We start from the raw sequence: 12,655 nt of genomic DNA, 5'->3' as shown, positions 1-12,655 counted from the left end.
GGGGTTGCAACCCCTGACAACGTCATGAACTCCCTGACCGGGTGGATGAATCCCCGGCTGACCGGGGATTCATCCCACGCCCCAGCCGTCACGCCTCGATGACCACCGGGATGATCATCGGGCGGCGGCGGTGGGTGTTGCTGACCCAGCGGCCGACGATCCGGCGCACCGCCTGCTGCAGCTGGTAGCTGTCGGTGCTGCCCTCCGCGATCAGCGCGTCGAGGGCGTCGCAGATCGGGTCCTTCAGCTCGTCGAAGACCGAGTCGTCCTCGGCGAACCCGCGGGCGTGGATCTCGGGACCGGCCGACACCTTGCCGCTGACCGAGTCGACGACCACGATCACCGAGATGAAGCCCTCCTCGCCGAGGATGCGGCGGTCCTTGAGGTCGGACTCGGTGATGTCGCCGACCGAGGAGCCGTCGACGAAGACGTAGCCGCAGTCGACCTTGCCGGCGATCGACGCGACGCCGTCCACCAGGTCGACCACCACGCCGTCCTCGGCGACGACGACGTTCTCGACCCCGGTGGCCCGCGCCAGCTCGCCGTTGGCGAGCATGTGCCGCATCTCGCCGTGCACCGGCAGGACGTTGCGCGGCTGCACGACGTTGTAGCAGTAGAGGAGCTCGCCGGCGCTGGCGTGGCCGGAGACGTGCACGAGCGCGTTGCCCTTGTGGACCACGCGGGCACCCCAGCGCGCCAGGCCGTTGATGACCCGGTAGACCGCGTTCTCGTTGCCCGGGATCAGGCTCGAGGCGAGCAGCACGGTGTCGCCGGACTCGATGTGCACGAAGTTGTGGTTGCGCTGCGCGATCCGCGACAGCGCGCTCATCGGCTCGCCCTGCGACCCGGTCGAGATCAGCACCTGGCGGTCGACGGGCAGGTCCGCGAGGTCCTTGGCGTCGACCAGGACGCCGGGCGGGACCCGCAGGTAGCCGAGGTCGCGGGCGATGCCCATGTTGCGGACCATCGAGCGGCCGACGTACGCCACCTGGCGCTCGTGGGCGTACGCCGCGTCGAGCACCTGCTGCACTCGGTGCACGTGCGACGCGAAGCAGGCGACGATGATCCGGCGCTCGGAGTCGCGGAAGACCTGGTCGATGACCGGCGTGATCGACTTCTCCGCCGGCGTGAAGCCCGGCGTCTCGGCGTTGGTGGAGTCGGTGAGGAAGAGGTCGACCCCCTCCTCCCCCAGCCGGGCGAACGCGCGCAGGTCGGTGATGCGGCGGTCCAGCGGCAGCTGGTCCATCTTGAAGTCGCCGGTGTGCAGCACCATCCCGGCGCCGGTGCGGATCGCGACGGCCAGCGCGTCGGGGATGGAGTGGTTGACCGCGACGAACTCGAGGTCGAACGGGCCGAACCGGATCCGGTCGCCCTCCTTGACCTCGTGGTGGACGGTCTCCTTGAGCCGGTGCTCGCGCAGCTTGCTGCCGAGCAGGGCCAGCGTCAGCTTGGAGCCGACGAGGGGGATGTCCTGCCGCTCGCGCAGGAGGTACGGCGTCGCGCCGATGTGGTCCTCGTGCCCGTGGGTCAGCACCAGCGCCTCGATGTCGTCGAGGCGGTCGCGGATGGAGGACCAGTCCGGGAGGATCAGGTCGACGCCGGGGTGGTGGTCCTCGGGGAACAGCACCCCGCAGTCGACCAGCAGCAACCGGCCGGCGTGCTCGAAGGCGGTCATGTTGCGGCCGACCTCGCCGAGGCCGCCGAAGGGGATGACTCGGAGCCCTCCCTCCGGCAGGTCTGCCGGTGCGGAGAGCTCGGGGTGTGGGTGGCTCATCTAGCTCCTTACAGGAGGCCGGAGGCAGCGAGCCCCTCACGCAGGGCTGCCACCTCGTCATCGGTCAGCGGCACGAGTGGGCCGCGCACGTTGCGGTTGTCGAGCACGCCGAGCAGCTGGAGTGCTGCCTTGGCGGTGGTGGCGCCGTAGTTGGGCACGCCCATCACGGCGTGGATGGCGGGCAGCAGGCTGCCGAAGATCTCCAGGGCGCGCACGTGGTCGCCGGCCCAGAAGGCCTCGGCCATCGCCCGGGTCTGGTCCCCTGCGGCGTGGCCGACGACGGAGACGAACCCGACGGCGCCGTGGGCCAGCCACCCGAGGTTGCTGGCGTCGTCGCCGGAGTAGACGGCGTAGCCCAGCCGGGTGAGCTCGACGCCGCGCGCGAAGTCGCCGACCGCGTCCTTGACGGCGACCACCGGCTCCCAGCCGATCGCCTGCTCGTAGGTCTCCATCGCGATCTGCGTACCGGTGCGGCCGGGGACGTCGTACAGCATCACGGGGACGTCGGTGGCCTCGACGACCGAGCGGAAGTGGTGGAGGACGCCGGCCTGCCCGGGCTTGTTGTAGTAGGGCGTGACGAGCAGCAGCCCGTCGACGCCGATCTTCGCGGCCTGCTCGGCGAGCTCGACGGAGTGGGCCGTGGAGTTGGTCCCGACCCCGGCGACGATCGACGCGCGGTCGCCGACCGCGTCCTTGACGGCGGCGAGGATCGCGCCGTCCTCCTCGGTCGTGGTCGTCGGCGACTCCCCGGTGGTGCCCGACACCACGACGCCGTCGTGGCCGTGCTCCACGAGGTGGGTGGCGATCCGGGCGGTGCCCTCGAGGTCGACCGAGCCGTCGTCGTGGAACGCGGTGGCCATCGCCGTCAGGACGTGGCCGAACGGAGCGGCGGGCGCGGACGTCATGTGCCCAGGCTATCGCTCACAGGTGTGGCATCACGTCACGGGCGATGAGCCGGAGGTGGTCGAGGTCGGCGAGGTCGAGGACCTGGAGGTAGATCCGCTCGGCCCCGAGGTCGCCGTACCGCCGGATCTTCTCGACGGCCTCCTCGGGCGTGCCGGCGACGCCGTTCTCGCGCAGCTCGTCCTTCTCCCGGCCGATCGCCGCCGCCCGGCGTCCGACCTCCGCCTCGTCCGCGCCGACGCAGACGACCAGCGCGTTGGACCAGGCCATCGAGCCCGGCTCACGACCGCTCCGCTCGCAGGCCTCGCGGACCCGGGCGAACTGCACCCGGGTGTCCTCCACGCTGGAGAACGGCATGTTGAACTCGTCGGCGAAGCGGGCGGCGAGCTCCGGCGTACGCCGCTTGCCGTGCCCGCCGACCAGGACCGGGATCCGCTCCTGGGTGGGCTTGGGCAGGGCCGGGCTGTCGGTGACGGTGTAGTGGGCGCCCTCGTGGGTGAACCGCTTCCCCGGCGGGGTCGACCAGAGCCCGGTGACGATCGCGAGCTGCTCCTCGAGCCGGTCGAAGCGCTCACCGGCGTCCGGGAACGGGATGCCGTAGGCGCTGTGCTCCTGGGTGAACCAGCCGGCGCCGAGGCCGAGCTCGACCCGGCCGCCGCTCATCTGGTCGACGTTCGCGACGCTGATCGCCAGCGGGCCGGGGAGCCGGAACGTCGCGCTGGTCATCAGCGTGCCGAGCCGGATCGCCCTGGTCTCGCGGGCGATCCCGGCCAGCGTGACCCAGGCGTCGCTCGGGCCGGGCAGCCCCTCGGTCCCCATGCCGAGGTAGTGGTCGGAGCGGAAGAACGCCCCGAAGCCGAGCGCCTCGGCCTCCTGCGCCACGGCGACCAGGTCGTCGTAGGTGGCTCCCTGCTGGGGTTCGGTGAAGACGCGCAGCTCCATGCGCCTCACGCTACGTGGTCGGCCGCAGCGGTCAGTCGTCGTCCTCCTCGACCAGCCACTCCTTGGCGTCGTCCACGTCGTCGTCGAAGACCCTGACCTTGCCCGGCATCATCCAGCCGAACGCCTTGACCGCGTTCTCGAGCCAGTCCTCGTCGGTGACGATCGCGCAGCGCTTCCACCCGCGCAGGTTGCCGGCCCAGAGCTTCGTGTCCGCCCACATGGCGCCCGGCGAGTACGACGTCCCCTCGGGCAGCACGTAGAGCAGCCGCACCTCACCGGCCTCGAGCGCCGTCCTCACCGCCGGCACGAGGACGGCCTGGTAGTCCTCGTCGGTGACCTTGCCGCTCGCGCGGAAGCCGATCGTGCCGGCCGGCATGTCCTCGATGATCTCGATCATCGGGCCACGATACGACTCCTGCCGCCCCGGCGGATCCCCCGGAGCGGGCGACCGCTCGCTGTCACAGCCGCGAGCGCCGCAGCCAGGTCACCCGCTCGTAGCCCTCGAACGGCTCCCGGTCGACGACCTCCCACTGCGCGGGGTCGATCTCGGGGTAGAAGGCGTCACCCTCGGGCTCCAGCGGGATCTCGCTGATGATCTGCTCGCTCGCCAGGGGCATCGCCTCGGCGTAGACCTGCGCGCCCCCGACGACGATCACCTCGCCGGGCAGCAGCGCCGCGCGGGCGAGGGCGTCGAGGAACGAGTGGGCGACCAGGACCCCCTCGGCCGACCACTCCCGGTCGCGGGTGAGCACGATCGTGGTGCGGCCGGGCAGCGGCCGGCCGATCGACTCGTACGTCGTCCTCCCCATCACGAGGATCTCGCCCATCGTCAGGCGCTTGAACTCCGCCTGCTCGCCCGGCACCCGCCACGGGATGTCCGGGCCGTTGCCGATCACCCGGTTGCGGGCGACGGCCGCGACCATGACGACGCGCTTGCTCACTCCGCGGACCTTGCCGAGGTCATACCGCGATCGGCGCCTTGATGCCCGGGTGCGGGTCGTAGCCCTCGACCGCGATGTGCTCGAGGTCGAAGGCGTCGAGCTCGGTCACCGACGGGTCGAGCACCAGGCGCGGCAGCGGCCGCGGCTCGCGGGTCAGCTGGAGGCGCGCCTGGTCGAGGTGGTTGAGGTAGAGGTGGGCGTCGCCCAGGGTGTGCACGAAGTCGCCGACCTCGAGGCCGGTCACCTGCGCGACCATGTGGGTGAGCAGGGCGTAGGAGGCGATGTTGAACGGCACGCCGAGGAAGACGTCGGCCGAGCGCTGGTAGAGCTGGCAGGAGAGCCGGCCGGGGCCGGACTCCTGGGGCGCGACGTAGAACTGGAACATCGTGTGGCACGGCGCCAGCGCCATGTCCGGGATGTCGGCGACGTTCCAGGCCGACACGATGTGGCGCCGCGAGTCCGGGTTGACGCGGATCTGGTCGACCACCTGTACGATCTGGTCGACGTGTCGGCCGTCGGGGGTCGGCCACGACCGCCACTGGTAGCCGTAGACGGGTCCGAGGTCGCCGTCGTCGTCGGCCCACTCGTCCCAGATCGTGATGCCGCGGTCCTGCAGCCACTTCACGTTGGTGTCGCCGCGCAGGAACCACAGCAGCTCGCCGAAGACCGAGCGGGTGTGGACCTTCTTGGTGGTGACGAGCGGGAAGCCTCCGCCGGTCGAGGGGTCCAGGTCGAAGCGCATCTGGTGGCCGAAGACCGACCGCGTGCCGGTGCCGGTGCGGTCGCTCTTCTCCACGCCCTCGTCGAGGACGCGCTGGAGGAGCTCGAGGTACTGCTGCACGAGGTCGACCCTAGTCGTCAGAGGTCGACAGTCCCGGACACCGTGGTGCGGGTGTCGCCCCCCACCCACACCTCACCCGTCCCACGAGGCCCCACCAGGCTCACGTGCACCCGGCCGGACCGCTGCAGGGCCGTGCCCTGGGCGGCGACGTACGACGACGGCAGCCGGTCGCCCGCGAGCCACTGACCGAGCCCGGCGTTGAGCGATCCGGTCACCGGGTCCTCGGTGATGCCGAGGCCGGGGCAGAACGCCCGCACCTCGACGTCGGCCGGGCCGCCGGCGGCGTGCGGGCCGACGACGCCGATGTCGAGGCCGCCGAACGCCGCCCAGTCGGGCTGCAGCGCCAGCACGGCGTCGGCGTCGGCCAGCAGCACCCCGACCCACCCGGGTCCGTTGTCGACCCAGGCGCTGTCGACGATGTCGGCCCGGTCGATCCCGAGCGCCCGGGCGATCGCCCGCAGGTCGGCGTCGTCGACCGGGCCGGAGCGCACCAGCGGCGGGGCGAGGAAGGAGAGCCGGCCGTCCTGCCGCCGCAGCCGCACCAGCCCGGCGCCGCACTCCTGCACGACCACGTCCTCGGCGCCGGCGGCCGGCACGCCTCCGGCTCCCAGCCACGCGTGCGCGCTGCCGAGCGTGGGGTGCCCGGCGAACGGGAGCTCTCCCCCCGGGGTCCAGATCCGCAGCCGGTAGTCGGCGTCCGGCGTGGTCGGCGGGAGGAGGAAGGTGGTCTCGGACAGGTTGGTCCAGCGGGCGAACGCCGCCATCTGCTCGTCGGTGACGCCTGCGGCGTCGTGCACCACGGCGACCGGGTTGCCACGCAGCGGTTCGGAGGAGAAGACGTCGACCTGGCTGAAGCGCATGGGGTCGACGGTAGCGAGGTCGGGTGGCGAGGTCGGGTGGCGAGGTCAGTCCGCGAAGAACGGCGTGCCGCCCCGGGCCGGGACCGGCGCGACGTCGTGGCAGACCACCGGCTCCAGGTGGTCCCGGCTCGGGCTGCATTGGCGCAGGATCGGCAGGGTGCCCGGGCCGCCGCCGATCGCCGCACCCTGGTCGGCCGCCTTCACGACGAAGTAGTCGACGCCGTCACCGGCCTCGAAGGCCGCGTCGAGCACCCGCTCGTCGGGGGCGATCCCGGTCGGGTGCGGCTCGCCGTCACCGACGTCGTAGAGCAGCGGGGTGTACGCCGTCCCGGGCCCGGTCGAGCCGGGGCGGCGCGTGAGGAGCTGGAAGGCGTCCCCCGAGAGGATCGCGCCGACGCCCGGTCGGCCGAACGCGAGGGAGGCGTAGGAGCGGACGACCCGGATCCGACGTCCGTGCTGGTAGACCTCCGTGTCGTAGCCGACCGCCAGGAGGTCGCGGCCACCGAGTCGAGTCACTCCGGCCCCGCGCTCGGTCGGCAGCCAGACCTGGACGTCCGGGCCGGACTGCGTGAACACGCGGCTCTGGTCGATGGCGACCAGCTCGGTGCCCGCGGAGACGACGCGGGTCGCGACGACGGCGTCGGTGATCGTCGACCAGACCACGATGCGCACCCCGGTCGGCTCCGGGTGCAGCCAGACCACCCACCCGTCACCACCCGACCCGAGCACCGTGGATCCGGGCACCGCCGACCCGACGACCGCGCGCTCGCCGGTGCCGTCGACGATCCCCACGGTGCCGTCCTGGTCCACATAGGCGACGCTCTCCCCGACGGCCGCGGCATCGGTGACATCGGGCAGGTCGACGACCACCGCGCGCAGGTGCAGCCGGCCGGCGGCGTACCAGGCCGTGCCCACCGGGTTGCGCTCGGCGACGACGTGCAGCGGCGGGGTCGGCGGAGCCGCGCTCCGGGTGCTGGCCCAGACGCCGATCCCGGCCACGACGACCAGCGCGGTGGTCACGGTGAGCCCCACCCGCCAGCGGCGCCGACGCCGCTCGCCCACCCGCGCCTCCACCTCGTCGTACGGCGGCGGCCGCACGTCGATGGTCGCGGCCGCCGCGTGGACGGAGTCCTCGGCACGCAGTCGCGGGTCCAGCTCGGCCAGGGCGTCGGCGACGCGGCGGTCGACCGTGCCGAGCGGCACGTCGAGCACGTCGGCGACCTGCACGCGGTCGAGGCCGGCGGCCCGGTCGAGCACGATCGCCTCGCGCACCTCGGCCGTGAGACCGGACAGCTGCCGCTGCAGCAGCTCGCGCAGCCGCTCCGCCTCGGTCGGCTCCTCGGGCACGGGCAGCACCACCGGCCCCACCTCGCCGCGCGGGCGGGCGTCGAGGACCGCGCGGTGGACCTCCACGTCGACGTCCTCGAGCTCGCGCAGGTCTCGCCACGCCTCCCGGCAGCGGGCGAGCCCGGTCAGGCAGGCGTCCTCCGCGACCGGCTGCGGCAGGCCGAGGAGCACCAGCGTGCGCACCAGGGGCGCCCACCGCGCCGCCAGGTAGGCGGTGAAGTCGGCGTCCTGCCCTGACATGAGGACATCCTCGACCCGGAGCGTCAGGCGTGCAGCGACATCGGGCCGTAGACCTGTCGGTCGTGCTCGAAGAGCGTCACGGCGTCCACGCCCTCGGTGGCCAGGTCCGACCAGATCTCGCCCACCCAGGACTCGGCGTCCGCCTGGGAGGCGAAGCGTTGGTCCGCGAGGTCACCGGTCACGGTCACCTCGGCGCCGGTGCCGTCCTCGAGCCGCCACCACCACGGGCGGTCGACGGCCGTCGGCTGCCGGAACGTCGGCGGGTGCTCGGGCAGGTTCATCTCAGGACTCCCGGACGGACGGGTCGAGGAACGGGGGCTTGGTCAGCTGGAACACCTCGCGGCGACCGCGGACGTCGACGCCGACCTCGGCGTCGGGCGCGACGAAGGACGGCACCAGGGCCAGCCCGATGCCCTTGCGCAGCGTCGGCGAGAAGGTGCCCGAGGTCACCTCGCCGAGCAGCACGTCGGGGGTGAGGCTGACGCTCATGTGGGGACGCGGGATGCCCCGCCCGGTGGCGACCAGCCCGCGCAGCACCCGCTTCGGTCCCTCCGCGCGCTCGGCGGTGAGCACGTCGCGTCCCCAGAAGGCGTCCTTGGTCCAGCCGACCGCCCAGCCCAGGCGGGCCTCGTTGGGGGTGACGTCGAGCGAGATGTCCTGGCCGTGCAGCGGGTAGCCCATCTCCGTGCGCAGCGTGTCGCGCGCCCCCAGGCCGCACGGCAGGATCCCGAAGGGCTCCCCCGCGGCGAGGATCGCGTCCCACAGCGACCCGGCGACGGCGTTCGGCGCGACCAGCTCGTAGCCGCGCTCACCGGTGTAGCCGGTGCGACACACCACGACGGTCTCTCCCTCGAAGGACGCCTCCTCGAACGACATGTAGTCGTGACCGACCGGCAGCCCGAGTGCCGTGAGGACCTCGTCGGACCGGGTGCCCTGGACCGCCAGCACCGCGTAGTCGCGGTGCCGGTCGGTCACGACCACCCCGTCGGGGGCCTCGACCTGCAGCCGGCGCACGACCTCGGCGGTGTTGGCGGCGTTCGGCACCAGCAGCACCCGGTCGTCGTCGTACAGGTAGGCGATCAGGTCGTCGACGACACCGCCCGTGGCGTCGTCGCAGCACAGGGTGTACTGCGCCTGGCCGGGGCCGATCCGGCGCAGGTCGTTGGTCAGCGTGCGGTTGACGAAGTCGGCCGCGCCGGGGCCCTCCACCGTGGCCTTGCCGAGGTGGCTGACGTCGAAGACGCCGACCGACTCGCGGACCGCGGTGTGCTCCTTGACCACGCCCGTGGGGTACTCGATCGGCATCGCCCAGCCGCCGAACTCGGCGAGCTTGGCGCCGAGGGCCTCGTGCCGGTCGTGGAGGGGTGATTGGAGGAGCTCGGCCATGTGCGCGAACCTATCGCAGCCGCAGACCTTCTATCCTGCCCCCGTGACGTCGTACACGCTGCGCAGCGCCAGTCCTGCCAAGACCCGGTGCGACGCGGTGGTGGTCGGTGTCGTCCAGGGTGCGAAGGGCGCCGAGCTCGCCGACGGCGGCGCCGACGTCGCCAAGGCCTACGGACGCAGGCTGCGCCCGCTCCTGGCCACCCTCGGCGTGACCGGCAAGACCGGCGAGGTCGCGAAGGTCCCGACCGGCGACACCCTGGCCACTCCCCTGCTCGTGCTGGTCGGCCTGGGCAGGATGGCGGACGCGGCCGCGGTACGCCGGGCGGCCGGCGTCGCCGCGCGCTCGGTGACCAACGCGGCGTCGGTGGCGCTGGCGCTGCCCGCCGACGGCCCCGAGCTGGTCCGCGCGGTGACCGAGGGCTACGAGCTGGGTGCGTACACGTTCACGACGTACAAGAAGCCGAGCAAGGACACCGCACCCGCCGACGTCGTCGTGCTCAGCCCGGGTGCCCGGCGCAAGGAGACCCTGACCGCGTTCGAGGAGGCGCGGGTCGTGTCGCGCGCGGTCGCTGCCACCCGCGACTGGGTCAACACGCCTCCCGGCGACCTCACGCCCCCGCTGTTCGCCGACGCGGTCGTCACGGCCCACCGAGCGCTCACCTCGGGCCGCGGTGCGCCGAAGGTGAAGCTCCGCGTGCTGGACGAGAAGGAGCTCGCGGACCTCGGGTGCGGCGGCATCCTCGGCGTCGGGGCCGGCTCCAGCGCACCGCCGCGGCTGGTCGAGCTCAGCTACTCCCCCCGGGGCGCGAAGCACCACCTCGCCCTGGTCGGCAAGGGCATCACCTTCGACTCCGGCGGCCTCACGATCAAGCCGGCGGCGAGCATGAACGAGATGAAGTCGGACATGGCCGGCGCCGCCGCCGTCGTGCAGGCGACGTTCGCGATCGCCGAGCTCGGGCTGCCCGTCCGGGTCAGCACCTACGCGCCCATGGCCGAGAACATGATCTCGGGGTCGGCGACCCGGCCCGGTGACGTGCTGACGATGTACGGCGGCCGCACGGTCGAGGTGCTCAACACCGACGCCGAGGGGCGGCTGGTCCTGGCCGACGCGCTGGTCCGCGCCACCGAGGCGGGCCCGGACACGATCGTCGACGTCGCGACGCTGACCGGCCACATGGTCGTCGCGCTCGGCGACCGGGTGTCCGGCGTGATGGGCTCCGAGGACGTGGTCGCCGAGGTGCTCGCCGCCGCCGCGACCGCCGGCGAGGAGATGTGGCCGATGCCGATCCCCGAGGTGATGCGCGAGCGGATCACCTCCAGCAAGGTGGCCGACCTCGCCCAGCACGACTGGATCCGCTGGGGCGGCGGGCTCTACGCCGCGGCGTTCCTGCGCGAGTTCACCGCCGGCATCCCCTGGGCCCACCTGGACATCGCCGGGCCGTCGTTCAACTCCGGCGGCGCCTGGGGACACGTCACGGCCGGTGGCACCGGGGTGGCTGTCGCCACCCTGGTCGACCACGCCCGCGCCCTCGCGGCCCGCTGACCGCGACCCGACGGCGCGAGTCCGGTCAGGCGTCGCCCATCAGCTTCTTGCGGCGGTTGTAGTCGCGCATCCGCTGCGGGATGCCGACGACGGCGGCGTCGTACGACGGCACCGAGCTGCGGTTGCAGAAGTCGTGCGCCCACTTCACCGACGGCACCCGTCGCCGGGTCCACTCCCCGTCGTGGGCGACGAGCAGCAGCGTCACGTCGCTGACCGCGGTGCGCGGCTCGACGAACCCCTCGACCCCGGCGCGGGCGGCGAGCCAGCTCTGCAGGTGCTCGACGTCGGTCGCGTCGGAGGCGCGCACGCTGGTCGAGCCGGTCCGATAGCCGTCACCCGACGGCTTGCGCATCTTCGGCCCACCGCGGAACCGGTCCATCCATCCCATGGCTCCAGTGTGCCAAGTCCTGCTACTCGCAGGTACCGAACCCGTGCCGTGGACACGTTGAGCAGAAGTGCAAGGATGGCCCCGTGGCCGAACCCGACTTCGACGTGCTCATCCTCGGTGCGGGCTCAGGCGGCTACGCATGCGCGCTCCGCGCGGCCCAGCTGGGCCTGTCGGTCGGGCTGGTCGAGAAGGGCAACCTGGGGGGCACCTGCCTCCACGTCGGGTGCATCCCGACCAAGGCACTGCTGCATGCCGCCGAGGTTGCCGACCAGACGCGCGACTCCGAGCAGTTCGGCGTCCGGGCCAGCCTCGAGGGCATCGACATGGCCGGCGTCAACGCCTACAAGGACGGGGTCGTCTCGCGCCTGTTCAAGGGGCTCACGGGCCTGGTGAAGGGCCGCGGCATCACGGTGGTCGAGGGGGCCGGGAGGCTGACCGGTCCTCGTGAGGTCACCGTCGACGGCCGGGCCTGGACCGGGCGCCATGTCGTGCTGGCCACCGGCTCCTACGCGCGGACGCTCCCCGGTCTCGAGGTCGACGGCGAGCGGGTGATCACCTCCGAGCACGCGCTGCGGCTCGACCGAGTGCCCGCCTCGGTGATCGTGCTCGGCGGCGGCGTGATCGGCTGCGAGTTCGCCAGCGTGTGGCGATCCTTCGGCGCCGAGGTCACCATCGTCGAGGCGCTCCCCCGCCTGGTCGCCGCCGAGGACGAGGCGTCGTCCAAGGCGCTGGAGCGGGCGTTCCGCAAGCGCAAGATCGCATTCCGCACCGGCACGCCCTTCCAGAGCGTGAAGTCCACGGACACCGGCGTCGCCGTCACCGTCGAGGGCGGTGACGTGCTCGAGGCCGAGCTGCTCCTCGTCGCGGTCGGGCGCGGGCCGGTCACCGAGGGCCTCGGGTACGACGAGCAGGGCGTCGCCATGGAGCGCGGGTTCGTGCTCGCCGACGACCGCTGCCGCACGAGCGTCAAGGGCGTCTACGCCGTCGGCGACATCGTCCCGGGCCTGCAGCTGGCCCACCGCGGGTTCCAGCAGGGCATCTTCGTCGCCGAGGACATCGCCGGGCTCGACCCGACGCCGGTCGACGAGGCCGGCATCCCGCGCGTCACCTACTCCCACCCGGAGGTCGCCTCGGTCGGCCTCGACGAGGCGACCGCCGCGTCGACGTACGGCGCCGACGGCATCGAGACCGTCACCTACGACCTCGGCGGCAACGGCAAGAGCCAGATCCTCAAGACCCAGGGCTTCGTGAAGCTGGTCCGTCGCAAGGACGGCCCCGTCGTCGGTGTCCACCTGGTGGGCGACCGCGTCGGGGAGCTCATCGGCGAGGCGCAGCTGATCTACAACTGGGAGGGGTACCCCGAGGACGTGGCACCGTTGGTCCACGCCCATCCCACCCAGAACGAGGCCCTCGGCGAGGCGCACCTCGCGCTCGCCGGCAAGCCGTTGCACGCTCACTCCTGAACGACGCTCCACCCCACTAACGAAGGA

At 72.7% G+C, this 12,655-nt stretch carries 13 protein-coding genes; 2 read left to right on the top strand and 11 right to left on the bottom strand.

Translation table 11 applies throughout. The features are described from left to right. Positions 1 to 88 precede the first annotated feature (88 nt). The 10 genes from ACILRH_RS05000 to gcvT form a co-directional block, all read right to left on the bottom strand. Complete coding sequence (locus ACILRH_RS05000) at positions 89 to 1,774, bottom strand: ribonuclease J (protein ID WP_395691273.1); 1,686 nt, start codon at positions 1,772 to 1,774, stop codon at positions 89 to 91. Positions 1,775 to 1,782: 8 nt separating this feature from the next. Then, a complete protein-coding gene (gene dapA / locus ACILRH_RS04995) occupies positions 1,783 to 2,679 on the bottom strand; it encodes a 4-hydroxy-tetrahydrodipicolinate synthase (RefSeq protein ID WP_395691272.1) in 897 nt (298 codons plus the stop codon). A gap of 16 nt (positions 2,680 to 2,695) precedes the next feature. Further along, entirely contained in the window at positions 2,696 to 3,619 is a 924-nt protein-coding gene (locus ACILRH_RS04990) for an LLM class F420-dependent oxidoreductase (RefSeq protein WP_395691271.1), read from the bottom strand. A 31-nt stretch (positions 3,620 to 3,650) separates the two neighbouring features. Further along, on the bottom strand, positions 3,651 to 4,016 hold the full coding sequence (locus tag ACILRH_RS04985; protein ID WP_395691270.1) for an STAS/SEC14 domain-containing protein: 366 nt from the start codon (positions 4,014 to 4,016) through the stop codon (positions 3,651 to 3,653). Between the two features lie 61 nt (positions 4,017 to 4,077). Beyond that, complete coding sequence (locus ACILRH_RS04980) at positions 4,078 to 4,560, bottom strand: dihydrofolate reductase (RefSeq protein ID WP_395691269.1); 483 nt, start codon at positions 4,558 to 4,560, stop codon at positions 4,078 to 4,080. A 19-nt stretch (positions 4,561 to 4,579) separates the two neighbouring features. Then, positions 4,580 to 5,401 (bottom strand): thymidylate synthase, encoded by an 822-nt coding sequence (locus ACILRH_RS04975; RefSeq protein ID WP_395691268.1) that lies wholly within the window; start codon positions 5,399 to 5,401, stop codon positions 4,580 to 4,582. Between the two features lie 17 nt (positions 5,402 to 5,418). Next, positions 5,419 to 6,261 carry a PhzF family phenazine biosynthesis protein gene (locus ACILRH_RS04970; RefSeq protein WP_395691266.1) on the bottom strand — a complete coding sequence of 281 codons (843 nt, stop codon included), beginning with the start codon at positions 6,259 to 6,261 and terminating at the stop codon, positions 5,419 to 5,421. A 45-nt stretch (positions 6,262 to 6,306) separates the two neighbouring features. Then, complete coding sequence (locus ACILRH_RS04965; RefSeq protein WP_395691264.1) at positions 6,307 to 7,848, bottom strand: sigma factor-like helix-turn-helix DNA-binding protein; 1,542 nt, start codon at positions 7,846 to 7,848, stop codon at positions 6,307 to 6,309. Between the two features lie 23 nt (positions 7,849 to 7,871). Then, positions 7,872 to 8,129, bottom strand: a complete 258-nt coding sequence (locus tag ACILRH_RS04960; RefSeq protein ID WP_395691262.1) for a hypothetical protein — start codon at positions 8,127 to 8,129, stop codon at positions 7,872 to 7,874. 1 nt (position 8,130) lies between these two features. Next, positions 8,131 to 9,234 carry a glycine cleavage system aminomethyltransferase GcvT gene (gene gcvT / locus ACILRH_RS04955; protein WP_395691261.1) on the bottom strand — a complete coding sequence of 368 codons (1,104 nt, stop codon included), beginning with the start codon at positions 9,232 to 9,234 and terminating at the stop codon, positions 8,131 to 8,133. Positions 9,235 to 9,277: 43 nt separating this feature from the next. Between gcvT and ACILRH_RS04950 the strand changes: the two genes are divergently transcribed. Next, positions 9,278 to 10,777, top strand: coding sequence for a leucyl aminopeptidase (locus tag ACILRH_RS04950; protein ID WP_395691259.1), 1,500 nt, complete (start codon positions 9,278 to 9,280; stop codon positions 10,775 to 10,777). A 25-nt stretch (positions 10,778 to 10,802) separates the two neighbouring features. Here the strand turns inward: ACILRH_RS04950 and ACILRH_RS04945 are convergent, their stop codons facing one another. Further along, on the bottom strand, positions 10,803 to 11,165 hold the full coding sequence (locus ACILRH_RS04945) for a hypothetical protein (protein WP_395691258.1): 363 nt from the start codon (positions 11,163 to 11,165) through the stop codon (positions 10,803 to 10,805). An 83-nt stretch (positions 11,166 to 11,248) separates the two neighbouring features. Here ACILRH_RS04945 and lpdA point away from each other — a divergent pair, with 83 nt between their 5' ends. Next, the gene (gene lpdA / locus ACILRH_RS04940) at positions 11,249 to 12,628 is read left to right on the top strand and encodes a dihydrolipoyl dehydrogenase (protein WP_395691257.1); all 1,380 of its coding nucleotides are present in this window, start codon (positions 11,249 to 11,251) and stop codon (positions 12,626 to 12,628) included. Positions 12,629 to 12,655: the final 27 nt, after the last annotated feature.

The sequence above is a fragment of the Nocardioides sp. genome (assembly GCF_044226765.1).
GTDB lineage: Bacteria > Actinomycetota > Actinomycetes > Propionibacteriales > Nocardioidaceae > Nocardioides.
The sequence above is the reverse complement of the archived record's forward strand: the minus strand, read 5'-3'. Positions and strand labels throughout refer to the sequence as shown.

Excerpts from the sequence above, each read along its gene's own strand:
- ACILRH_RS05000 (WP_395691273.1), bottom strand. The coding sequence starts at position 1,774 with ATGAGCCACCCACACCCCGAGCTCTCCGCACCGGCAGACCTGCCGGAG.
- dapA (WP_395691272.1), bottom strand. The coding sequence starts at position 2,679 with ATGACGTCCGCGCCCGCCGCTCCGTTCGGCCACGTCCTGACGGCGATG.
- ACILRH_RS04990 (WP_395691271.1), bottom strand. The coding sequence starts at position 3,619 with ATGGAGCTGCGCGTCTTCACCGAACCCCAGCAGGGAGCCACCTACGAC.
- ACILRH_RS04985 (WP_395691270.1), bottom strand. The coding sequence starts at position 4,016 with ATGATCGAGATCATCGAGGACATGCCGGCCGGCACGATCGGCTTCCGC.
- ACILRH_RS04970 (WP_395691266.1), bottom strand. The coding sequence starts at position 6,261 with ATGCGCTTCAGCCAGGTCGACGTCTTCTCCTCCGAACCGCTGCGTGGC.
- ACILRH_RS04965 (WP_395691264.1), bottom strand. The coding sequence starts at position 7,848 with ATGTCAGGGCAGGACGCCGACTTCACCGCCTACCTGGCGGCGCGGTGG.
- ACILRH_RS04960 (WP_395691262.1), bottom strand. The coding sequence starts at position 8,129 with ATGAACCTGCCCGAGCACCCGCCGACGTTCCGGCAGCCGACGGCCGTC.
- gcvT (WP_395691261.1), bottom strand. The coding sequence starts at position 9,234 with ATGGCCGAGCTCCTCCAATCACCCCTCCACGACCGGCACGAGGCCCTC.
- ACILRH_RS04945 (WP_395691258.1), bottom strand. The coding sequence starts at position 11,165 with ATGGGATGGATGGACCGGTTCCGCGGTGGGCCGAAGATGCGCAAGCCG.